Genomic DNA, 24,181 nt, shown 5'->3' with positions numbered 1-24,181 from the left:
TGTATCTTACAGACGCCTTTTGCCGTGTATTCGTGAGTTATTTTCTAACTTGCGGCCGATTTACATATCCTAAACATTCAAGCTAGGTTTGGAAAAAGTTGATTTCTTGAGCCTGTACCAACAGGACGCTGTCATCCGAAGTATTGCAGACAAACTCGCTGCCTGTGGTGTTGATCCTGTTCAGTTTAGGGGTCTTTCCGGCAGCTCCGATACGGTGGTCCTACATACGCTCACAAAGTTGCTGGGAGGATTTCACATTGTCGTAGCGCATGACCAAGAGGAAGCCGCATACCTGCATGGGGATTTAGAAGTGCTCAAAGAGGATCAGCCCCCTCTTTATTTCCCGGCCACCACCAAAAAACCCTATCAGTACGAAGAGGTGGATAACGCAAATGTGCTGATCAGGTCTGAGGTGTTAAGTAGCTTGCTATCCAATACACTGAAAGGGGGCATTCTCGTCACCTATCCGGAAGCACTCTACGAAAAGGTAGTCAATAAAAAGAGTCTAAAGGAAAGTACCTTTGCCGTGAAGGTAGGAGAGGCGGTGGACGTTCCATTCTTGGAGGAATTATTACATACCTATGGATTCGAGAAAGCAGACTTCGTATACGAAGCAGGTCAGTTTGCGATTCGTGGTGGCATTATTGATGTTTTTTCGTATGCCTTCGATTTGCCCTACCGCTTGGAGCTTTTTGGAAGAGAAATAGAAAGTATACGCACGTTTGATCCAGATAGCCAGCTTTCTCAAGATATATTGGAAGAAATCTCTATCGTACCCAATATTCAGACCATGTTTACTGAGGAGCTGAGGCAATCCTTGGTGGAGTTTTTCCCGTCAGATACCCGGCTTTGGTTTAAAGACATGGCCCATACGCTGGATCAGATGGACAGGCTCTTTCAAATGGCCGAGGACCGGTTCCAAAGCGATCGAGGGAAGAGCGAACAGGGAAAATCGGTACTGATGGATCCAGCAAGGCTGTTTGACACGGGCAGCTCCTTTTTGGACAAGGTAGGAGCTTTCAAAAAAGTAGAATTTGGACATGTTTCTTCTCTTGGATCGGGCGAAGTGTTCCAGTTTGACACCAAACCCCAACCATCTTTTAATAAAAATTTTGATCTTTTGGTCGCCAATCTCCAGGAAAACGAACGTAAGGGATTGGTAAATATCATCAGCTCCGATAGCGAGAAGCAGATCGACCGCTTGCGGAATATCTTTGAGGAATTGGATCCCACGCTGCGTATTCAGCCTTTAATGCTCAGTTTGAGGGGCGGGTACATCGATGAATCCCTTCAGATTGCCTGCTATACAGATCACGAGATATTCGAGCGGTTTCACCGGTACAAAAGCAAAAAGAGAGCAAGTAAGTCAAAGTCGCTGACACTTAAAGAGCTTAAAAGCCTGCATCCGGGAGACTTTATCGTGCACGTGGACTACGGTGTAGGGAGGTTTGCCGGCTTGGAGAAGGTGGATGTGAATGGGAAGTTTCAGGAAGCTATCAGGCTGGTGTTTCGGGATGATGACCTCTTGTACGTGAATATCCATTCGCTGCATAAGATTTCGAAGTATTCCGGCCAGGAAGGCACCCAACCTGTTATGTCTAAATTAGGCTCTCCGGATTGGGAAAATAAAAAGAAGCGGGTAAAAAGCAAGGTTAAGGACATCGCCAAGGACCTGATCGCCTTGTATGCCAAGCGAATGAATGCCCAAGGGCATGCGTTCAGTACGGATAGCGTACTTCAAGTGGAGTTGGAGAGTTCGTTTATTTACGAAGACACCCCGGATCAAGCAGCAGCCACCGCCGATGTGAAGCGGGACATGGAGAAGCAATACCCGATGGATCGGCTGGTATGTGGGGATGTGGGCTTCGGAAAAACAGAGGTGGCCATACGGGCGGCATTCAAAGCAGTCAATGACCGCAAGCAGGTTGCGGTATTGGTGCCAACCACCATCTTGGCCATGCAGCACTACCATACCTTCAAGGAGCGGTTGGCACAGTTTCCGGTAGAGATTGATTACATAAACCGATTTCGTACCGCCAAAGATATCAAGGAAATTATCCGCAGGGTAAACAGCGGGGAGATTGATATACTCATTGGTACCCATCGGATTGTGAACAAAGATATCCAATTTAAAGACCTTGGCTTACTGGTTATTGACGAAGAACAAAAGTTTGGGGTAAAGGTGAAAGATCAGCTCAAGCAGCTTCGGGTCAATGTGGACGTGCTCACCTTAACCGCGACTCCGATTCCCCGAACCTTGCACTTTTCGTTGATGGGGGCTAGAGATCTCTCTGTGATAGCCACCCCCCCGCCAAACCGGCAGCCGGTTACTACGGAGATTTACACGTTTCAGGAGGAGATTATCCGTGATGCAGTCGTAAATGAGTTAAGGCGTGGAGGGCAGGTCTTTTTTGTACATAATCGCGTGGGAGAGATCGACTCCATCGCCAATCTCATCCTACGGTTAGTTCCCGATGCCAAGGTGGTAGGTGCCCATGGGCAGATGGACGGAAAGCTACTGGAGAAAATCATGGTCAGTTTTATCGAGGGAGAGTACGATGTGTTGATATCCACCAACATCATCGAGTCCGGTTTGGATATCCCAAATGCCAACACCATCATCATTAACAGGGCCCATATGTTTGGGGTGAGTGATCTGCACCAAATGCGCGGAAGGGTGGGCCGCAGCAATAAAAAGGCCTATTGCTACCTCCTCACTCCTTCCACGGCCGTACTCACACCGGAGTCCAGAAGACGACTTGCTGCATTGGAGGAGTTCTCTGACTTGGGAGACGGATTCAAAGTAGCCATGAGAGACTTGGACATACGGGGTGCTGGAAATCTCCTTGGAGCAGAGCAAAGTGGATTTATCAGTGACTTAGGGTTTGAGATGTACCATAAAATCCTGGATGAGGCCGTGCAGGAATTAAAGGAAACAGAGTTCGCCTCATTGTTTGAGGTGGATTTGAAGGAAAAGGTCCAAGTTTTGGTGCGGGATTGTGTAATCGAAACGGATTTGGAACTGCTTATACCCGAGACGTATGTAAGCAATATCACAGAACGGCTTAGTTTGTACTCCAAATTGGATAACGTGAAAAGCGAAGAAGAACTGTCTAAACTCGAAGCTGAATTGGGTGATCGGTTTGGTCCCGTCCCTCCTACAGTCTCCACTCTGCTGGAAACTGTAAGGCTACGTTGGCTGGCGGAAAGGCTCGGATTTGAAAAGCTGGTACTCAAAAGCAAACAAATGAAGTGTCACTTTGTTTCATCAGAACGCCAAGAGTATTACCAATCTCCGGTGTTCGGTAACATTTTGAAAAAAGTCCAGCATTTGGGAAAAAACGGTAAAATAAAAGAACACAAAAATCGTTTGATACTCGTTATTAGTCAGGTGGAAACCATCGAAAAAGCTATAAAATCGTTGGAGGATTTGAAAAATTAACGGATTTATGCATGATTAAAAATGTGTTTGGCCTTGGATAATTTAAATTATATCCATCGAAATCGTCTAATCTGGCTTGAAGATAGCGAGAGTAGTGGTAAAAGATTATTGCTTAAATATATTATTGATCATATATTAGCGTTTTATTAGGGTGCAACCAAACTATTTTCGCATGAAATTAGGGAACAAATTTTATTCATTGGCGACAGCCTGTAGCATGGTCTTGTCAATGTTACTTTTTTATGGCTGTGGTAGTCAGTCCAACAGACGGACTGCAAGTAGCCCAGGAAGAGTGAGTGCGTCTACCGGGGCGGTGTATAGTTTCAACAACGACGATACGACAAAATTTCAGGTCTTTACCCTACCCAAGGAAGTGGTAGGGCCTAGATTGAAATTTATTCAAGGTGGCCGGGCGGTTTTGGGATCCCAAGAACAGGACATTATGGGCTTTCGAGACAATATTGAAAGAACGGTTACCGTTGCTTCATTTTTCTTGGATGAAACGGAAGTTACCAATGTCGATTACAAGGAGTTCCTTTTTAACATGAAGTCCAGGGTAAGTGCGGATTCCATCCTGAAACTTCAACCGAACGATCGGGTATGGGACGGACTATTATCTTACAACGACGTATATGCGACCTACTATTTCAACTACCCGGGGTTTAATTTTTATCCTGTGGCTGGCGTGAGTTGGACACAGGCAAATGTGTATGCAAGGTGGCGTACCATTTATGTAAACGAATTAAGCAGAGAAAAAAACAAATTGGATTCAACCTTGTCTCAGAGTCAGCTTATCGAGCGCGGGGCGGTGTTCCCGGATTACAGACTGCCCAACGAAGCAGAGTGGGAATATGCAGCGAAGGCGATGATCGGTACGCAGTACATGGATGAAAATCAGGAAAATGGGCGAATTTACCCTTGGGATGGTAGGGGTCCTCGGAATCCATACAACATCAAGCGAAAATCCAGGCAGGGAGATTTCTTGGCGAACTTTAAACGTGGCAGGGGGGATTATGCTGGTATAGCTGGATCGGTTTCTAACGACGGGGACATCATCCCAACCAATGTATATAACTATCCAGCCAATGACTTCGGTTTGTATAACATGGCTGGAAATATGAATGAGTGGGTGCAAGACGTATATCGTCCGCTTTCCTTTCAGGATTTTGACGACCTAAACCCACTTCGAAAAGATGGGGTGTTTGACGAAGCCAGCACCTACAATACCACGATGATCAGTGATGAATTTAGAGTTTATAAAGGTGGGTCTTGGAGAGATGTTGCCTATTGGTTGTCTCCAGGTGCCAGAAGGTTTTTACACCAAGATTCTGCAACGAACCACATCGGTTTCCGATGTGCGATGATTGCAGTGGGAGGTAGAGACAGGTAAGGATTCACCCAACCAAAAAAAAGCCGCTTTGAAAAATCAAAGCGGCTTTTTTTTGGTTCATGATTAGCTAAGTTGAAAAAGAGCGGTGCTTATATTAGGAAACCAGTACGTATTGTAAATAATAGTTTTATTTTTGTGAGGTAAAGAACTTGTTTCAAGGGGTTTGTATGATGAGGATTGTTTTTTTGGGGATGTTGATGGTGCTTGCTTTGCAGACTTTTTCACAGAGCTGGAGAAGGGTAGGAAGTTGGGGAAATGATTACTCCGACATCAAGTGGATCAATAATGAGGTTGGGTATATCTGTGGCGAGAACATTTTTCTCAAGTCTATTGATGGAGGACTCAGTTGGAGTGAGTTTCCCGCTCCCTCGGCCGAAAAAGTGGTCGCAATGGATTTTTATGACGAGAATAGGGGATTGGTATTGGCTTCGAGGGGACGGGTTTACATCACGAGCAACGGGGGCCGTTCGTGGCAGACCCGGGCATTGCCGAGCCAAGAACAGCTTAAGAATGTATTTTACGTAAGCGCCACGCAGGTGTGGGTGATTGGTGAAAAAGGCACGCTGTTGCAGTCTGCTGATGGAGGGCAAACCTGGGCGGCACGGTCTACAGGCTCCACGTACGATTTCAATGCGCTTCATTTCGTGGATGCAGTCACGGGTTACATTGCTACATCCGGCTCTGCAGTGTTGAAGACCACCAATGGAGGCAATACATGGGAGCAAATACCTACCGAATTTGACGTGTCATTGAATGGGATCCACTTTGTGTCCGAGGAAGAAGGCTATGCGGTGGGAAGCTTGGGTACGATTATCAAAACCACCGATGGGGCATCCTCTTGGCAGTTCATTAACAGTGGCATTGACACGGACTTCACCGGCGTGACTTTTAACCGCAATAATCCGTTGATAGGGGTGATCATCGGTAAAAATGGAACCATGCTCCGTACTATCAATGGAGGGCTTTCCTTCATACAGGTAGCCAGCAGAACCGTGCAGGATATCAACGCCATTGACTTTAGGCAGGAAACGAATAATGTCTTTGCAGTCGCTAACAGTGGGTTTTTGGTTTCTTCTGCCAATTCCGGTGCATCGTGGAGTATTCGATTATCCGGCCGGTCGAGTAATTATTCGGCTGTGCAGTTCACCTCAGACCTACGTGGATATATCGTAGGGGAGCAAGGCTTGGTTTTGCTCACCGGAAATGGAGGAAACACCTTTACCGATCGGTCTCGGAATTTGTCTTTGGGGTTTAAAGCGTTGCACTTCGTTACTGCAGGGGCGGGTTATGTGTCCGGCGAAAATGGAAACCTCATCAGCACGACCAATTCCGGTGCCAACTGGACCACGCTGAATCTTGGAACAAACCGTAGTATTAATGGGATTCATTTTTTTAACATAGACCGTGGATTTGTGGTGGGTGATCGTGGATTTATTGCAAGAACTGAAAACCGCGGCATCAATTGGACGATTGTTAATTCCAGTGAGGCGGTGTTGGATTTTAATGCCATTACATTTTTTGGAGAGGCGGAGGGTATCATTATAGGCGATGCGGGGTACCTCGCTCGTTCTACCAACGGTACCAGTTGGGCAAGGATATCCGTCTCCACCACTACAGACCTCAGGGCTATCACGGTTTTGGACGAGCAAACTGCTATGGTAGTAGGGGATCAGGGAGTTATTCTAAAGACTTCTGATAGGGGGATTACATGGAGAAGAATTACCAGCGGATACAGTGCGGATTTTACGGACGTAGAGTTTTTAGATGAATCGGTGGGGTTTATCACAGGAAAGTCTGGCTTGATGATACGTACCTTTGATGGGGGTGAGACGTGGGAAAGACTCGAAACGGGAACCTTTCAGGACCTGACAGGACTCAGCTTTGGAGATTTAAATGTCGGGTATGCAGTCGGGCAAAATGGTCTTTTGTTTCAGTATACCTGTCAGGTTCCAGTACAACCGACAGCAATTTTTGGTGAAAACAATATTTGTCTAAGTAGACAAATTTATACGATCCAACAGGGAGAAGAACCCGGGACCACCTACGAATGGCGCGTAGACGGGGGAACGATCGTAGAGGGTCAGGGTACCAATCGGATTGTGGTCAATTGGGACATTGCTGGAAGGAACGCCGTGATGGTCAGAGGGCAAAACTCCTGTGGCAACGGCCCCACCTCGGCACTGGAGGTGGTAGTTTCCACTCAGCCTAATTCCGCACCGCCGATTCAGGGTGATGGAGTGGTTTGTTTGGGAAGTATGAACGAATTCTTTGTAGATTCCATTCCAGGTACTGAGTACGTTTGGCAGGTGACCGGTGGCATTATTCGTGGAGGTCAGGGTACTTCAAATGTAGAAGTAGAGTGGACTACCTTGGGTAATCATACGCTAAGAGTTTCTACCACAAACCCTTGCGGTCAGGGGCCTACCTCTCAGAAGCCCATTCGGATAATCACTGTACCAAATCGCCCTGGATCTATTACTGGATCGACTCAGGTGGGTTTCCAGGAGGTAGATTACGAGGTGCCTTCTGTGCAGGATATTAACTACCAGTGGACTCTGACAGGTGGAGGCAGTATCCTCAGTGGACAAGGCACCAATCGAGTTCGCATCAAGTGGGAACAGGATGGAGATCATACGCTTACGGTTACCCCATTCAATGCCTGTGAGAATGGCCCTACCCAGACCATCAATGTGAATGTTAATTTCATTACATCCCTGGACGAAAATCGTTACCCTGCTGATTTTGAAATCTACCCCAACCCTTCGCAAGGCAATATACGAGTACGATTGGGCGGATTGACCGATGTGAGGGAGGTACGGATATACAACAACTTGGGTCAAGAGATCCTGAATCTGCCCGTCCACGGCATCAGTAGCGAACTGGAAATCAAAGATCTTCCAAAGGGACTGCACCAAGTAGTGCTTCGTGGGAGAACCAAAGAATATACCAAAACACTGTGGATACGGTAAATTCTGAAATACACCGGGAGCAGTCCTAGGGGGAACGAAATGAATCCTAAAGCGGGTTGGATAGGTTGCTTTACCAGCCGCCCCCGCCGCCTCCGCCCCCGCCGCCTCCAGACCGACCACCTCCTCCACTTCCGGATTTGGAGCCAGGAGGGGCCGAAGAATTGTTCAGGGCATTTCCAAACGTTTTACCAAGCCCATTGGATAAGCCGGAGATAGCGCCCGCATTGAAGGCAGCACCCGAATACCAGGCCGGTTGGTAACGGGATCGTGTTTTTGAGGATTCCTCAAAAGTTTTTAAGCTGTTTTCGAAGCTTTTGCCCCAAGCATCTCCGACTCCTAACGCCATGGCATACGGGAGATTTTTCTCAAAAACCTCTGGAGTGAGTCCGGGAGGATTCATCTGCTGAATCATGGGTTTTTCGGCGGCGTTTAAATACATGCGAAAACCCTCTATTTCATCGAAAACCTTTCTTCCCTCCGGAGTGGGAGCTTTCATCAAGTAGAAGAATAAATAGTTACTAAGGGCCAATGCCATAAAAAGAATCAAGATGCCGTACTCAAATGTGGCACCAAATTGATAAATAAAAAATCCAGGGAGCACCAGTACAAATAGGAGTGAAAACACATTGCTGACAATGGTACCGATTTTTACCGATTCCCCACTGGCAATATGGTAAATATTGATGATCAACGTGGAAAGAATTCCCGAAAGAAATACCGTGACGATAGTGCCCATAATAAGAAAAACCTTTTCGTCTTCGAAGCGCATGGGAAAGGTGACTACGAATGTCAGGATAATGGTTGCTAAGGAAAGAAGAATGCCTGGTACCAACCAGATTTGATTAAGTTTGAAATATCTTCCTTTGTAGTTTACTTTCAGGTGTTCCTGTACAGCTTTTAACGCACCGCCGATCTTCTTGTATTCTTTTTGGGTAAGGTGTACCACGGTTGTTCCATCCGGAAAGAGTGCTCGGATTATGGCCTTTTCAAAGGTTTCCAGGTCAGCCTCTTCTTCCATTTTTTGAAGTTGTAAATAGAATTTACGTTTTTCCTCCACAATCTTAATCACTCCCTTGGTGGCCAACTGAATCATGGCAACAGTAAACGAAGTTTGGTCAAAGCCCATTTTATGGATATAGCGGATGGCGGGTGCGTCTAGGCCTCTGGGTGCATCAAATAAAGGGTAGATACCTCCCCGTTTGGGATCTACACCTACTTTTTTCCATGCAAACAGGTAATAGGCAAGTACAAATAATAGTCCTATGAGTGCAACGAGGATTCCAGCATTATCTCCTAAAAAAATCAGCTTTTGCTGGGCTCTGTTAGGTTCTTGTACCACTCCCTTCGGCCAGGCGACTGCTACTGTCAGTGCTTCCCTCGCATTTAGTGGTTTGGTGAGGGTGATGCTCAGGGTGTTGTTGCCGGTTTTCTCCAATTCGCAGTTACAGGTACTACTGCCGGTTGGGCCTGAATACCCAGCGTATTGAAGGATAGTGGCTTCATCCGGTAGGGTAATGCGGGCTTGGGCACGTAAGATAGGAAAGGCCCAACTATCGCCTATCACATTCCAATAGAGTTCGTCAAACTCCTCGAAAAAACCAATCTGCCGGTTGGTGGTATAGGATATGGTATAGGTATAGGTTCCACTGCCCAAGAATACGTCCGGATTACCAATCCGTATGATCTGAAAATCACCCTCGGTAAGAACCTCATAAGGTTCAGGCTGTCCATCCTTTAGGATTTCCCGAACCGTAAAGCCTACCTTAACCCGATTACCGTAGTTGTCGCGGTAGATGGTGGGGAAACTTCGGAATATTCCCCGTTGGATTTCTTGCTGTAGGCTTCTGACGGTGATTGTTTCGGTGACCTCTAGGGACCCATTCAGCTGCACTTTAATATCGCTTTGATAGTCTAGGATTTCCTCCCGATCTTGCGCGAACAGTTGCTGGGATGAGAATAGGAGAAGGATAAATAGATACTTTATCATAGGTCTCTAGTTGATTTTCAGCGGTAATAATTTAACATGTGCCTATCTTCGGATACCCGTCTACCGATAAGCAGGTTGCGTGGCTTATAATCGCATTGCTGTGCAAGAACTTTTTATAGATTAATCTCCGGGGTGGAACGTTCGGCCTCACTGCTTAAGCTAAAAAAGGGCTCCTTATGAAAGGAAAACAGTTTAGCGATCAGGTTTTGGGGGAAAGTTTCGATTTTGGTATTCAGTTCCCTTACTGTTCCATTGTAGTACCTTCTGGCTTTTTGCAGGGTATTTTCAATGGAAGATAGTTCTTGTTGGAGTTCTAGGAAATTCTGGTTGGCTTTCAATTCCGGGTAGGCCTCAGCGACAACGAGCAATTTTCTCAACGACTGGGTCAGTGCAGCCTCGGATTCACCTTGTTCTTCCACCGAGTGTGGCCGAAGTGCTTCGCTTCGTATCCGCGTGACTTCTTCAAACAGGGCTTTTTCGTGTGAAGCGTAGGCCTTTACAACCGACACCAGATTGGGAACAAGGTCAGCCCGTCGTTTTAGTTGTACGTCAATGCCGCTCCAGCCCTCTCTGGCAAGATTACGCAGTCGTATGAGCTGGTTATAGATGAAAATAATGGCCAAAATGACAGCGGCTGCGAGGATTAAAGATACATTCATGGGTCAATCATTGAAAAGAATAAATTCAAAATGCGAATGAATGTACCGATAATATAGATAAAAAAAAAGAGGCCATTTGGCCTCTTTACATAACTAGCTTTTTCTAACTCTGATTTTCTCCTTGATTTTGGCGGATTTACCTTGTCTGCCTCTCAGGTAGAACAGTCTCGCCCTTCTCACTTTACCTTCTCGAAGCAATTCGATCTTATCGATTGCCGGAGAGATGATTGGGAAAATACGTTCCACACCTACACCGTTGGAGACTTTCCTGACGGTGAAGGTTTCCCCGTTGGAATTGGGGTTTTTTCGTTGGATCACAGTACCTTGGAACTGCTGAATACGTTCTTTGTTTCCTTCCGTGATCTTCACGTGAACGTTGATCGTATCCCCTGCCTTAAAAGATGGAAACTTAGACCGTACGTCTTTGTATTCCTCTTCTACGATTTTAAGTAGTTCGCTCATTGCTTTGATATTTTTGCGTATCGCGTTTAAATTGCTTTGAGAGCAATATGATGTTACTCTGTTTTCTTTGTTCTATGGTTTCTCGCCCTCTTTTTCCCCCTTTTCGTATCCCATCAAATCGGGTCTACGTTGGCGGGTTCGGCGAACCGACTCTTCGAATCTCCAGTTTTCAATTTTTGCCGCATGGCCTGAAAGCAACACTTCCGGAACTTTCATCCCTTGGTACTCCGCTGGGCGGGTGTATACCGGTGGGGCAAGTAATCCGTCCTGAAAAGAATCCGTGAGAGCCGAAGTCTCGTCGTTCAAAACTCCGGGGATCAAGCGGATTACCGCGTCAGCGACGATAGCAGCGGCCAATTCACCTCCTGAGAGCACATAGTCTCCTACGCTTATTTCTCGGGTGATGAAATGCTCACGCACGCGTTCGTCCACTCCTTTGTAATGTCCACAGAGAATGATCAGGTTTTCCTTCAAGGAGAGTTCATTTGCCATGGATTGGCGAAAGGTCTCCCCATCTGGACTCATGTAGATCACTTCGTCGTATGTCCGCTCACTTTGAAGTGCTTTGATGCAGCTGGCAATAGGTTCGATCATCATGACCATTCCGGCACCTCCACCAAAGGCGTAGTCGTCTACGCTTTTTTGATTTCCGATGCCATAGGGCCTCAGGTCGTGTATCCGCACTTTGGCCAAGCCCTTTTGTTCTGCCCTTTTCAGGATAGAATGCTCAAAGGGCCCTTTCAGTAGGTCGGGAACCACCGTGATGATGTCTATTCGCATGTCACTCGTTCAGGTATATGTCAATCAAGCCCTCGGGCAAGCGGCAGAAAACTTTTTTCGCTGCCTTGTCTACTTTTTGGATGATTCCCTCTTGGATGGGTATCAAGACTTCTTTTTCTTGGTATTCCATCCCGATCAAATCCTGCGTTTCTAAATCATAGATGACTTTCACTACTCCCAACTCCCCTCGTTCTTCGTCGATTACCTGGCATCCTACCAGTTCGTGAAAATAGTACTGGTCTTCTTCCAGTTCGGGTAAGTCTTTAAGGGGTAAGAAAAGTGCCGATCCTACCAGGTCTTTCACCTTGTCGACGTGGTCGTATTCCTCAAACTTTGCCAGAAACCGATTATTTGGTTGGGGCACCAAGTGCTCCACAAAAAAGGGAATCAGGCGGTTGTTTTTTTCTACAAAGAGGTGTTTGATATCTTCGTAATCTTCGGGATAATCCACGTCCAAGACCAACATTAGTTCCCCTTGGAGTCCATGAACCTTGGCAATATGGCCTAGATGAAAGCAATTGTCTTTGTTCATGGGGGAAAGTCAATTATGCCTGAGCTTCACCTTCCTCAGAGGCTGGCGTTTCCTCGGTAGCGGGAGCCTCCTCAGCAGGGGCTTCAGCAGCACGGGCTTCAGCTTCAGCGGCTGCCACTGCGGCTGCTGCGTCTTCTTCTCTTTTCTTGATGGCGTCCAGTCTAGCTTGGTTTTTGGCAGCTTCTGCAGCCAATGCCGCTTGTTTGGCACTGTCTTTTGCCTGGGAAATGCTGTCCACTTTTGCAGCGATCGCCTGTTCTTTGGTCGTCAACCAAGCTTGGAATTTCTCATCCGCTTGTTCTTGGCTGATAGCACCTTTTTGAACACCGATCTGAAGGTGTTTTTTCAACATCACACCCCGATAAGAAAGCATGGCCTTCACCGTGTCGGTGGGCTGTGCACCATTCAATAACCATTTCAGTGCACGGTCATTGTTGATGTGAATTGTTGCGGGGTCAGTGTTCGGATTGTACGATCCGATTTTTTCGATAAAGCGTCCATCTCGTGGAGCTCTTGCATCAGCTACTACTACGTCATAGATGGCCATTTTCTTTCGACCTCTACGCGCTAATCTGATTTTAACTGCCATATTTTATTGGTATTTAGTGAATTGATGGATCCCGTCCATCTGTTTTTTTGGACTGCAAAGATAGCGCTTTATAGTCGAATTGCACAAATGAGTGAGAAATTATTTGCTTGAATTGGCGAGAAAGCATTAAATTGCGGACTGATTTGAGTGATTATCTGAAACCTCCTGTCCCTAAGCCGGTTCGGAATCCGATCAGTTAGTCGTTAGTCAGGCTTTTCTAGGTGATAGGTCTCATATCTAACGTCTCATATCTAACACCTCAAGTCTCCAATGGCCTCGTAGTTCAATGGATAGAATAGAAGTTTCCTAAACTTTAGATACAGGTTCGATTCCTGTCGAGGCTACAAAAAACCCCTTATACGTGCTGTATTTGGGGTTTTTGTTTTTTGGGGGACACTTTATAGTGGAGTATATGCTTACCGGTCAAACCGTGAAATCCGCTGGATCGTAGCAATAAAATTTCTTTCAGCGATTAGTGTTTGATAACTTTCTCATGTTAAACTAATCATTTTTTGCCTGAAAATTATTATTTTCCAATATAGAGAATGCTGTCCAAATTACCTGTGACTACCGCGAGAAGCCATCCGGAATACCGGACTTGCTTGCAGAGAAAGGGTGTAGCGTGAGTACAGTTCGCCTTTTTGCAGGGGATTATCTGGTGAATACGTTGGTGTTGGTGGAGCGGAAAACTGCGGAGGATTTTAACCAATCCCTGGTTTCCAACCGGCTTTTCAACCAATGCGCCCTTCTCGCCAAGTCCCGCTTTCGGCCTCTAATGATCTTGGAAGGGGACCCCATTCAACAGCCGGGCAAGCTTTCCGCAGAGGCTATTCAGGGAGCAATTATTTCCGTTTGCAGTGCCTGGCATATCCCGATAATCTACACGGTTGGACCTGCACATACGGCCGATACACTTTATTCCATAGGTAAACAGCAGTTGTTGTCAAGGCCTTATAGTGCCCGATTGGGTCGGAAGCCTCGACGCCTTATCAGGCAGAAGGCATGTTTTTTACAAGGTCTACCTGATGTGGGACCGGTTCTTGCGGAGCGCTTACTGGAACATTTTGGGAGCTTATCCGATGTTTTGGCAGCCGACCAGGCTACACTTCAGGAAGTGCCTGGACTGGGCGCGAAAAGGGCAATTGGAATAAAACGGTTTTTGGAGGATGGGCATGGCTGACCTTCCTTTCCGACTTCAGCGTCGCTAATGCTTTGCTCATTACTTCAAGTACTATGAAGTCGATATCGGCAATGCTAGATGCGAGCGTAATTATAATGAACATCACCGAAGCCAATCTTTTGACGATCGCTGCTTTGCCTGGGTTGCGCATATCTTCTTTCTGATTGGAAAATTGTGGGTTATCTTTTATTTTGAGTATCCTTGTGGGGCGGGGCTTTAAGTGCTTGAAAGTAGCATCAGAGGTATTCCGAATAACAAATACTTGAAACCTGCTTACTAAATAGCCAAGATGGAGATGCATCATCCGCCCATTAGCCCCCAAAACGCCATGAAATCGAGCATGACGCAAGCGACACACACTGGGATGCCCCGAGCTATCGGGGAAACCATGCGACCTGCCTGCCGGTAGGCAGGGATTCCATCCCGATAAACCGGGACAAGTTGTGACCGCTGAAAAACAATTATAGACACATGAATAATCTACTTCTTACCTTATTGCTGTTTGGGTGTTTTTTTTGCCACATGCTTCCAGCCCAGCGACAGATGGAATACCTGGACCGCGGATTGGTGGCAGTACCTTCGGAGGCGGGTATACTGGTGAGTTGGCGGGTATTTGGAACCGATCCAGAGGAAGTGACTTTTGACCTCTACAGGATGAAAGGAGATGATGCCCCTGTTAAGTTGAACGAGAAGCCCATTGATGGGGCATCGAATTTTCTGGATCAAGGAATGAAACCGGACGGCGATCTGTACTACACGGTTCGTGCCTACCACGGCCAAGAATTGCTGGATGAGTCCTCCCCTGTGAGAGCTTGGGAAAATGCTTACCTATCCATTCCACTACGCACTCCCGAGGGTTATTCACCAAACGATGCGTCGGTGGGCGACCTCACCGGAGATGGCAAATACGAGATCGTTGTTCATATGACCGGATTGGGTAGGGATAATTCCCATAAGGGAATGACCGACGAGCCCATTTTGCAGGCCTATACGTTGGAGGGTGATTTTTTGTGGGAAATAAACCTGGGCAAAAACATCCGCGAGGGAGCACACTATACCCAGTTTATGGTCTATGACTTGGACGGAGACGGTATAGCGGAAGTCGCCTGCAAGACCGCCGATGGCACCCGGGATGGACTTGGAAATGTAATCGGAGACAAGGAAGCCGATTGGCGAAACGAGGATGGATACATAATTGCAGGTCCCGAATACCTAACGATCTTCGATGGACGTACCGGGGCCGCCCTAGCTACCACGCCTTACGTGCCTCCCCGGCATCCCGATACACTTATTCCTACAGAGGAACAGCTGAAGGAGCTTTGGGGTGATGGGTACGGCAACCGGGTTGACCGGTTTTTGGCGGCAATCGCCTATTTGGACGGCGAGCGGCCCAGTCTGATCATGAGCCGAGGCTATTATACGCGTACGGTTCTCGCTGCTTGGAACTGGCGTGATGGGGAATTGGAGTTGGTATGGACCTTTGATAGCCATGACGGCAATCCGGAAAACCTGGCCTATGCGGGCCAAGGATATCATAGCCTTTCCATAGCGGATGTCGATGGGGATGGAAGGGATGAGATCGTGTTTGGTGCCATGGTGATCGATGACGATGGCACGGGCCTATACAGTAGCGGGCTGGGCCATGGGGATGCCATGCACGTGTCCAATATGGACCCGGATCGTCCCGGACTGGAAGTTTTTGGAATACACGAGCGCCCGGATCATCCCCATGCCGCCAATCTCAGGGATGCACGCACCGGAGAGGTGATTTGGTCCTTTCCCTCCACGGATGTGGGGCGGGGACTGTCTATCGATATAGACCCCAGACATCGGGGCTATGAAAGTTGGGCATTTGGGGAGGGATTACTTGGCCTATGGAATGTGCAAGGAGAAGTTATCTCCGAAAGCAAACCAAGTTCCAGCAATATGGCTATTTGGTGGGACGGGGACCTGCTTAGGGAGCTGTTGGATGGCGTGAACATAGACAAATGGAACTACGAGGAAGGTACCACGGATCGGTTGTTTTCGGGTGAGGAATACAATTTGGTCAAGAACAATGGAACCAAGTCCAACCCCAGTCTTTCTGCCGATATTTTGGGAGATTGGCGCGAGGAACTGATAGCGAGGACCGCGGATAATAAGGAGCTGCGGATATTTTCCACTTCCATTCCTACTCCATATCGCCTATATACCTTGATGCACAACCCCCACTATCGGTTATCCATTGCATGGCAAAACGTAGCTTACAACCAACCTCCCCATACCGACTATTTCTTCGGGCATGGGATGGAGCGGCCGCCTTTGCCGGATATTCGGGTACGCGAACCACACAAAAGATGGAGATAGTTCACGCCTCTTCCTGCTTCTAATAGGAGCCAAATTATAAAACCTCCAAGCGCTTAGTTTGTTGGGAATCTTGATAGGGGATATGTCCCTTAGGCTATCACCTCGGATAGATGGCAAGGAAAGACATACCAGGACAGGTTAGGAGCAGTTTTTAGGTACGCATTTCGGGCTTTTGAACAGGGCAGGATTGGTACCTTTTTTCATTTTCGGTTATTTTTGAAAAAGTCTGTTGCTAAAAACAATCTTTAAAGCAAATAGATCTAATTGGTGATGGCAAAACCAAACGTAGCCTACATTCAAATGTCTGGTACAGCTATTGTGGATCATATAGGCCGCTTTATCAAGGATACAAGGGCAAAACAGAACCGGACAGAGGCACATCTGGCGGAAAATTCGGGTTTAAACCGATGGACGATCAGCCAAATAGATAGCGGTGAATCCATCACCCTTTCAAGCCTGATACTAATTTTAAGAGCACTGGATTCTGTGTACGTTTTAGAGGGTTTTAAATTACGTAGAGGAAATAAGTCCCTTGGACCATGCCAAACTTAAAAAGCGCCAGGTCAAGGAGCGTGTGAGAAATAAGAAATCCAATAGCAAAGCGCACGAGGATTTGGAATGGTAGATGTAGCGGAAGTTATGATATGGGGTCAACTGGCCGGAGCCGTTCGATGGGATGAAGAACAACAATTAGGCTATTTTCAATTTATGACGAGAGGTCGTAGGACTCAATCTCACACTTCCCATTTTCACCGGCCAGCAGGTCAAACGCCATCCCGTATTGGAAAAGATCTTCGTTCCGGTTGGTTTCGAGCATTTCCTTGATGCGTTTCTTATGGGAGTTAACAGTGTCCACCCCAATGCATAGGCGGTCTGCTATCTCCTCCGCTTTCAGGCACCGAACCATCAAGGAGAATACTTCTTTGTTCCGATCGGTAAGCAGGTTGAATTTTCCCTGATGCGTCTTCCGGAAGTGCATCTCTGCCGCCATGCGTTTGATTTTGGGGATGGCCCAAGGCTGAAAGCTCAGTGGGATAATCTGTAGCAGCACGTAGTTTCGTTTTTCAGGACCGGAGGGGAAAAGATTCTGTACGATGATCAGTTCTATCTGATGTTCTTGCTGCAATCGGTCGTGTCGGATGTAAAAACTTTTGGCAGATTGTGACGGATCACCTGGATCCTGAATCCCCAATAGGCAGGTATATGGATCTGTAGGGTCAAACACTACCTTTTTGCTTTCTTCCTGCGGGAGGTGGTAGAAGAAGGATTCTGACAGGTTGAGATACTTTATTCCCCTGGGGCAAATGTAGAGGTTCTGAAAGGGCACATTCCTTTGTATAATTTTGATGCCTGGTATAGCGTTTCCCAGTAGACGAAGCGCCTGGATTACCGCTGCGATAGGTTGTTCTTGCTGGTGGTCTAAAGGTTCCATGTCGCGTTTCTTCTTGAGGTGGCCGGTAGGTTTGGATAGCAAGAAACGCCAAGAAGTTGCTTTCTATAAATTTACTTCATGAATTTGGCCTATGAAGGGATGAAGGTGCGTTTTTGGAGGATTGACCGATAAACAAATGGCTGTTTTACAGTCGCCTAACTTCCGTTGAGAGAGATGGATGCCCTGGTTCGTTGGTTGACGGATCGATAAGAAAAAGGATTGGCCTCGCAAGTCGTTTACCGGATTATCCCAACCCGCACTGGATCAATGGATTTGAAAGTAACCCGGTCGTTGGCCAATTCACAGGTAAATTCCAGTAGCTTTGGAATCACCGTTTTTTCCTTTAGCGGGAACAGGCTACGGATCTCGTCCGGCTCTTTTTTACATAGGTACCAGGTATATTCAGAAATAGTCGGGTCGAATAGTTTTTGGATGGGAAATCTCCGAAACCCCTCGAAATCAAATTCGACACTGGCGTCGCCGATTTTCTTCACCTGCTCAACAAAAAGATCGAGTTGCTCGATGGTGATTCTCGGAAGATTGCCAAGCTCCAGTGATGAAAAGAGAATGACCGTATCCTCATAGAAAACCTTGCAGGTACACACCTGCCCACCTCTCTTTTTGAAGTCAAACACGTGTATGTTGTCGACGCTGATGGTGTGAACATATCCTTTCACGAAACGCTGTAGGTCACCGTTCCATCCTCGGTCTTGGTAGGATTTGCTGATGTAATTCCAGGCTTCCTCCACCTGACTACCGGATATCAAGTTAAAAAATCGCTGTATGGCCCCCTCCACTTTTTCCAGGGATTCATCGATGGGCTTGTATTCAGGGTTTTTTTCGTTTGTCATTTCGCTTATGAGGTGTCCGGTTTCTTCATCTATCACTTGGTATTTATTCACAATGTCCTTGTCACAGTTGGGCATAAAGGTTTTGATGAAATTTTGTAGATATATTTTTGCCTTCAGCTGGGGGTTGCCCATTAGGTGACGGGCACCGATGCTTGGATGAATGCTAAGCTTGATAAACTCCGAGAATTCAATAAAAATATCTTCTTTAATAAAGGTGGAAATAGTCTTGTTTTTTTCTGCTCTGAGTTTTTTTTCATAAAAATATTTCCCGTTTTGTGTGGTAGTGAACCTTTCCCGAAAGAAATCGCCGGTTTCATTTGGGTACATCCAGACATGGAAATCGTAGGTAAAATCGACTTGCTGCGACTGGCTTTTCTCTTGGATTTCATTTTTCAGCTCGTTTAGGATGGCATTTGAAAAGTTCACGAATACAAAGTTATCGATTTCCATAGGGTACTAATTGTTCTAAGAATGGATAAGAATGACAGGAATATGAAGGCAATTATAATAACTAACCCCCAATAAACAAAGCCGTATCTTTCTATTAGTAAATGATGATACGCACTTAAATAAAATGATATATATAAGTTAATTCACTTTGTAGATAGCTGGGGCTAATAGCAGTCACAAGTGGCGAACGTGAATGATTTATGCACTCAATCAACAGAATATAGTCCAAGTAGATCGATCAATACGGAGGTGCCTAGGTGAAAAGTCTGGGGTATCACACGAAAGCATCTCCGGTTTCCCCCTTTTGGCCTTTTGGCAGATTACGCGACCCATTAACCCATATCGAGATGAAAACGAAGGGATTAATTACGGTGTTGCTTGGTGCCTTATTGCTGGTGTCCTGCGATCTTTTGAAAGCAAAAGACGAAATGGATAGCATTCAGACTAAGGAGATGCGCAAGGATCCGGAGGATAAACTGCCTCCCGGAAGGGATTGAACACTATGGAATCGCGTATATATAAAGCGGAACATAGCAAGACGATGGCCAAATATCCGCCTGTCAACAGACAGGGTCAGGAATATCCAAAGGATAGGCACCACCTACCTGGCCATCGCGCCATTCAATCACAAGTAGATGATAGATCAACATTTAATCGGTATTCACGAATTAACCTTCAGAGGGTTTTGAGGCAACTGGAGTGCCTTGGAGCCCTTTGTTGTTTTTGGCAAAATAAGGTTTCTTTTTCCCCAGCCGGCATAAATAAATGGCTGCTTGGTTTCTTTTATTTCAAATATCAAAGCGCCTGCCTATATTGTTCAGGCTTTTTATTGGAAATCATTTAGTTACTGATAAATGAAACGGATACTTCAGTTTTTAGGCGTCTTCCTTTTGGTTTGGCCGGATGCTTCGGCGCAGGGGCCTGACCGGGCGATCCCCGCGGACTCGCTGTTCAAACAGGCGGGAAACTTAATGGACAGGGAAAAATTTCCTGAAGCGATAGCGGTCCTTTCCGATCTCACCGGGCTTAACAGCTGGATGGAGAATCCCGCGAACGCACGAAAAACCTACAATAACCTTGGCTACTCGTACTACCTAAGCCAAGATTACCCAGCGAGCGCGCAAAATTACGAAAGGGCTGTTTTGCTCGCGCAGGAGCTGAGTGATACCACGAAGTGGATAACCTCCCAGATTTCCCTTGCTATGGCATATAGGCAATTGGGGTTGTATGGAAGGTGCCTGGAGGCTAATCAGGAGGCACTTCAGTTGGCACGGAAGGCAGGCGACTGGGAAAGTGAGGCGAATATTCTAAATGCCATGGGAATCACCTACCAGAACTTAGCCGACTGGGACAAGGCGATCGACTTTCACCGGGAAGGGCTCCTCCGCTCTTACCAGTATGGCGATACCCTTATGGCCTCCTATCTGATGGGCAACATTGCGATTAGCCAAGCAGGCAAGGGCAGGATTGATAGTAGTTTATTTTATAACCTTCATTCCTTGCGGGTAAAGGAAACCTTGTTGCTGGATTCTACAGCATATGTGAAAAATTACCAAAATATAGGCGATAGTTACTTGGACTTAGACAGTTTACAGCTTGCTGGAAAATACCTAGGGAAAGCAGAGGAATTGTACTTGGCTCTGGAAGATAAAAAGGGACTGGTCGGCTGCTATACTAGTCTCGCTCGGTTATTCCTTGCAAAATCGCTGTTGCCCGAAGCAGAAAGATATCTATTAAAGGCAGAAGACCTGCTGCAGTCTGTTACCGTCAAAAACCTACAAATCGAGTACCTGGCCCAAAAAGTAGATCTGCTTGAGGGTAAAGGGGATTTTCCAGCGGCCCTGACTGCCTTCAAGGAGCTTACTAGTCTTCGCGAAGAGGTATTCCAATCCGAGCAGCTAGAGGTACAACGGGTAGAGTCTACCTATGCCTTGAGGGAAAAAGAACTTGTGACCCAACAGCTTGAGCAGGATGCGGCCCTGGCTCGGGTGCAGTCCAGAAAACAGGTTCAGCTCCTAGTCTTCCTCGGTATAGGCCTGCTGGCGGCTATCCTTATTACCCTCTTTTTTTCCCGTTTGAACCGCCGCTTGGCGGAGAGTAATCAGCATATACAAATGCAGAAGCTTGAAATAAAACACACGACCTACAACCTCTTGATGCGAATACAGTCGCTCCTTCGGATGACAGCAAAGACTATACCCGACCCAGCATCGAAAGAAAAGCTGCAACAGATCGAATCCGCTGTTTTATCGGCAGCCTCGCTGCAGCAATTTACCTATGGAGTCGAGAAAGAGGAAGAAGTATCACTTGGTGAGTATATGGAGGAATTGATCAATCGTTTGAAAGAGGCCTTTGATACATCCGGTTTTGGCCACGTTATCTACGAAGTGAAGGTAAAAGAAGATGCGTTTTTGCCTGTTAACACGCTTCTGAACTGCGGAATGATAGTAGGAGAAATTGTCACCAATGCCATTAAATACGCGTTTACAAACGTGTCCGAACCTCGAATCAGCGTTTCCCTAGCTTATGAAGGGCCCTTTTTGCTTCTCCAAATTGGAGATAATGGAGTAGGAATCGACGATACCGGGTCGCCTAAAGGCATTGGGATGGATTTGATTGGCAAATTGGCCAAGAGTATAAGGGCCGATCTGACGGTACGTAGTGAAGGTGGAACATGGTACACCTTGAAGATAAAGCGCAACCGTACTTTTTCGTCAGCATGATGGCTACTTTTACTATTTCTACAGTGAAACCCTTCAATAGGAACGATTTAACTTGGAGCAGATATTTTAACTGTTTACTTTACAAATTATTCTTGTGTTGACTTTTGGAGTTAAAGAATTGGTATAATCCACCCTAATTGTTTTGATTGTGTGTGATGAATAAAACGAAGATGCTTTTGTTGGAGGACGACCCCATTCTAGGGGAATTAATCCGTTCGGATTTGGATGAGATGTTTCCAATGGGTCAAATCGAGGTAGTAGGGCCTGCCCTTTCTGTCTCCGAAGCGGTAGGCTTGTTGCAGGCCGAACTTCCCGATATGGCATTGTTGGACATTGAGTTGAGTGGAGACCGGACCGCAGGTATACGCCTCGCCCAACACATCAATCAAACCCGACCGATCCCGTTAGTTTTCCTGTCAGGATTGCCCAGAAACGAGGGTTTTGAGCTGGCCAAACTTACGGCACCCTACAGCTATCTCACAAAACCGTATCAAAGTCAGCAATTGGCGGATACGTTGGAGCTGTTGATGGTGCGTGAAAATCAGCGAAAGGCAGGCGGCACGGTGTCGGCGTCTACCATCCCAAAGGCCATTTTTGTTTCTACGGGCTATGGAGAGCTCACCCCCCTGCCACTCGATAAGCTGGTCTTGCTGGAAGCTGATGGGAAAATCATACGCGCCTACCTACAGGATGAAGAAAGACCGATTGTGTTTACTTCCCCGGGCCTCAAAAATTTTTTCGTGGACTACCAGCGGGAACTCGAAGGGGATTTTTTCCACCTTAGCCGAAAATATGTGATCTCGGTCAGTAAGATACAGCAGGTAAAGGATAACCACATCCGGTTGGTACGCTATTCATCCGATTCGAAACATACTTATTTTGAGATACCTATTCCGAAAAATGGAGACAGCAGAAAGCTGCTGTTTGCGAGGTTGCGGGGCAGTTGGTAAACTATTGCTATTCTGGAAGGCTATTGGGTGGGGATTGCCGCAGGCTTTTAACGATTTGTATTTCTGGACTCAGGTACCTTGTTGCCCAGGCAATTAAAGTAAGTAGTTCGAATTATGTAAGGTTTTTCCGAGGGGCCTTTGATTTTCCCGTACCGAAGGCTGGAATGGAATATCGCTTGTGGTTGTGCCACTGAGTGTCGCATGCACTATGGCTATATTCAGAATAGCGGGAGGGTTTTTGAGTCCACCAATCAGCCCAACTCCGAAATAAATTATCTTTTTTAGTATAAAACCACCAATTATTGGTGCCACGAATCAAAACCCAGCCTTTAATTTTGCTCTATCTACAGGGTGTATCATAGGATTTTGTAATCAATCCCTTTGTAAATGTAGGGTCCCGTATTCTCAATCTTAGGCGATACCAGAATATAATTGGTTGTACGGAATAATCACCTGATAAAATGCAATAAAGTGGAGTCCAGCAACCACTAGGTTCAAACGGGGCGCATTCCGAAAAGCCATACGAGTAGGAGTTGTTTTCAATGAAATCAAAATGAAAGTAAAGAGACAAATTATCTATGTTGCTATGATCGCAATAGCATTGAGTTTTTTCAGTTGCTCACAGCGGATCGTTGATTTTACGGTCATAAGCTCAAAAAATCACTCCATTGGGTTTGAAAAATCCACAGGTAAACGGGTGAAAGGGAAAAGTACGGGGTTTTTGGGCATAGGTGCCAATATTAAGGACGCGATGGATAATGCCTTGCAGTCGGCTGGCCCAGAGTATGATGTGCTGGTGGACGGCGTTGTAAAGGTGGAAAACTATTTCTTCGTAAGCGGTTACACGGTAGAAGGTACTGCGGTTAATTCGGGAGGACTTAAGGCAGCATTGGGAGAGCAGGAATTCTCCAACTGGATGGCCAAGAGCAATGTATTTGATCCGAATGCCGTGGTAATCGAGGAGTGATTTCTTTTTAAAAAGGGCCAAAACAGCCGTGTTTTGGCCTTTTTTTTAAAAAAGAAGGATTGAAAGGGAGTGGGAAGGATGGTGATTGGGATAACCAAAGCATTGCCAATACTCCAATATTTATCAATCTTATCCTGCTGCTGTCGGATGCCTAGTACTTTGTTAATAGGTTGTTTTTTCCATTAAAGTGAAAACCTGATGATGAAACGGTTTGTATTCTTCCTAGCGCCCATTTCGATCTGTGGGCCTATGCCTTTGGCCAATAGGAGAAGCTAGGTTTTTGCATTTTACAATTTAGGGACAATTATTCATTTTCCTTTTGGCAGGACGGTTGGCAAATGACCGCTTACATTTACTATGGAATCTAAAATAATGTAATTTGACTATTTTTTTTTGTATTTCACGGCAATAACCACCAAAAATGGTGATAGAGTTCCAAGATTCAATAAATAGCTTTGGTCTTTGCTACTTG

Annotated in this window: 18 protein-coding genes and 1 tRNA gene; 11 read left to right on the top strand and 8 right to left on the bottom strand. The window is 46.3% G+C overall.

Annotated elements, in window-relative coordinates; genetic code table 11:
* Window positions 1–88: 88 nt before the first annotated feature.
* From mfd to JJU34_RS08640, 3 genes are all read left to right on the top strand, one after another.
* Entirely contained in the window at window positions 89–3,442 is a 3,354-nt protein-coding gene (gene mfd / locus JJU34_RS08650; protein ID WP_228691947.1) for a transcription-repair coupling factor, read from the top strand.
* 217 nt (window positions 3,443–3,659) lie between these two features.
* The gene (gldJ, locus tag JJU34_RS08645; RefSeq protein WP_228692060.1) at window positions 3,660–4,832 is read left to right on the top strand and encodes a gliding motility lipoprotein GldJ; all 1,173 of its coding nucleotides are present in this window, start codon (window positions 3,660–3,662) and stop codon (window positions 4,830–4,832) included.
* A gap of 167 nt (window positions 4,833–4,999) precedes the next feature.
* Complete coding sequence (locus tag JJU34_RS08640) at window positions 5,000–7,801, top strand: YCF48-related protein (protein WP_228691946.1); 2,802 nt, start codon at window positions 5,000–5,002, stop codon at window positions 7,799–7,801.
* Between the two features lie 70 nt (window positions 7,802–7,871).
* On the opposite strand, the gene JJU34_RS08635 is transcribed toward JJU34_RS08640, so the two are convergent.
* The 6 genes from JJU34_RS08635 to JJU34_RS08610 all read right to left on the bottom strand — a co-directional run bounded on the left by JJU34_RS08635 (window position 7,872) and on the right by JJU34_RS08610 (window position 12,810).
* Complete coding sequence (locus JJU34_RS08635; RefSeq protein ID WP_228691945.1) at window positions 7,872–9,788, bottom strand: DUF2207 domain-containing protein; 1,917 nt, start codon at window positions 9,786–9,788, stop codon at window positions 7,872–7,874.
* Between the two features lie 113 nt (window positions 9,789–9,901).
* Window positions 9,902–10,447: a LemA family protein gene (locus JJU34_RS08630; RefSeq protein WP_228691944.1), complete on the bottom strand. Its 546-nt coding sequence runs from the start codon at window positions 10,445–10,447 to the stop codon at window positions 9,902–9,904.
* Window positions 10,448–10,540: 93 nt separating this feature from the next.
* On the bottom strand, window positions 10,541–10,909 hold the full coding sequence (rplS, locus tag JJU34_RS08625; RefSeq protein ID WP_228691943.1) for a 50S ribosomal protein L19: 369 nt from the start codon (window positions 10,907–10,909) through the stop codon (window positions 10,541–10,543).
* A gap of 72 nt (window positions 10,910–10,981) precedes the next feature.
* The gene (trmD, locus tag JJU34_RS08620; protein WP_228691942.1) at window positions 10,982–11,689 is read right to left on the bottom strand and encodes a tRNA (guanosine(37)-N1)-methyltransferase TrmD; all 708 of its coding nucleotides are present in this window, start codon (window positions 11,687–11,689) and stop codon (window positions 10,982–10,984) included.
* A 1-nt stretch (window position 11,690) separates the two neighbouring features.
* Window positions 11,691–12,221, bottom strand: a complete 531-nt coding sequence (gene rimM / locus JJU34_RS08615; protein ID WP_228691941.1) for a ribosome maturation factor RimM — start codon at window positions 12,219–12,221, stop codon at window positions 11,691–11,693.
* Window positions 12,222–12,234: 13 nt separating this feature from the next.
* On the bottom strand, window positions 12,235–12,810 hold the full coding sequence (locus JJU34_RS08610; RefSeq protein ID WP_228691940.1) for a 30S ribosomal protein S16: 576 nt from the start codon (window positions 12,808–12,810) through the stop codon (window positions 12,235–12,237).
* A 272-nt stretch (window positions 12,811–13,082) separates the two neighbouring features.
* On the opposite strand from JJU34_RS08610, the gene JJU34_RS08605 reads away from it, so the two are divergent.
* From JJU34_RS08605 to JJU34_RS21785, 4 genes are all read left to right on the top strand, one after another.
* A tRNA-Arg gene (locus tag JJU34_RS08605) sits at window positions 13,083–13,154 on the top strand.
* A gap of 194 nt (window positions 13,155–13,348) precedes the next feature.
* Window positions 13,349–13,990, top strand: coding sequence for an ERCC4 domain-containing protein (locus tag JJU34_RS21790; RefSeq protein WP_366512691.1), 642 nt, complete (start codon window positions 13,349–13,351; stop codon window positions 13,988–13,990).
* A 471-nt stretch (window positions 13,991–14,461) separates the two neighbouring features.
* Window positions 14,462–16,336: a rhamnogalacturonan lyase gene (locus JJU34_RS08595; protein ID WP_301005346.1), complete on the top strand. Its 1,875-nt coding sequence runs from the start codon at window positions 14,462–14,464 to the stop codon at window positions 16,334–16,336.
* A gap of 270 nt (window positions 16,337–16,606) precedes the next feature.
* Window positions 16,607–16,888 carry a helix-turn-helix transcriptional regulator gene (locus tag JJU34_RS21785; protein ID WP_366512686.1) on the top strand — a complete coding sequence of 94 codons (282 nt, stop codon included), beginning with the start codon at window positions 16,607–16,609 and terminating at the stop codon, window positions 16,886–16,888.
* A gap of 154 nt (window positions 16,889–17,042) precedes the next feature.
* Here the strand turns inward: JJU34_RS21785 and JJU34_RS08590 are convergent, their stop codons facing one another.
* Both JJU34_RS08590 and JJU34_RS08585 read right to left on the bottom strand, forming a co-directional pair.
* Window positions 17,043–17,768: a helix-turn-helix transcriptional regulator gene (locus JJU34_RS08590; protein WP_228691939.1), complete on the bottom strand. Its 726-nt coding sequence runs from the start codon at window positions 17,766–17,768 to the stop codon at window positions 17,043–17,045.
* Between the two features lie 236 nt (window positions 17,769–18,004).
* A complete protein-coding gene (locus tag JJU34_RS08585; RefSeq protein ID WP_228691938.1) occupies window positions 18,005–19,069 on the bottom strand; it encodes a hypothetical protein in 1,065 nt (354 codons plus the stop codon).
* 347 nt (window positions 19,070–19,416) lie between these two features.
* Here JJU34_RS08585 and JJU34_RS08580 point away from each other — a divergent pair, with 347 nt between their 5' ends.
* From JJU34_RS08580 to JJU34_RS08565, 4 genes are all read left to right on the top strand, one after another.
* On the top strand, window positions 19,417–19,566 hold the full coding sequence (locus JJU34_RS08580) for a hypothetical protein (RefSeq protein WP_228691937.1): 150 nt from the start codon (window positions 19,417–19,419) through the stop codon (window positions 19,564–19,566).
* 357 nt (window positions 19,567–19,923) lie between these two features.
* Window positions 19,924–21,792 (top strand): tetratricopeptide repeat protein, encoded by a 1,869-nt coding sequence (locus JJU34_RS08575; protein WP_228691936.1) that lies wholly within the window; start codon window positions 19,924–19,926, stop codon window positions 21,790–21,792.
* Between the two features lie 155 nt (window positions 21,793–21,947).
* Window positions 21,948–22,742, top strand: coding sequence for a response regulator transcription factor (locus tag JJU34_RS08570; protein ID WP_228691935.1), 795 nt, complete (start codon window positions 21,948–21,950; stop codon window positions 22,740–22,742).
* A 553-nt stretch (window positions 22,743–23,295) separates the two neighbouring features.
* Window positions 23,296–23,709 carry a hypothetical protein gene (locus JJU34_RS08565; protein WP_228691934.1) on the top strand — a complete coding sequence of 138 codons (414 nt, stop codon included), beginning with the start codon at window positions 23,296–23,298 and terminating at the stop codon, window positions 23,707–23,709.
* The last annotated feature ends 472 nt before the right edge of the window (window positions 23,710–24,181 follow it).

Source organism: Lunatimonas sp., assembly GCF_020832325.1.
Lineage (GTDB): Bacteria > Bacteroidota > Bacteroidia > Cytophagales > Cyclobacteriaceae > Lunatimonas.
Note: the sequence above shows the minus strand (reverse complement) of the source record. Positions and strands in the feature narration are given on the sequence as shown.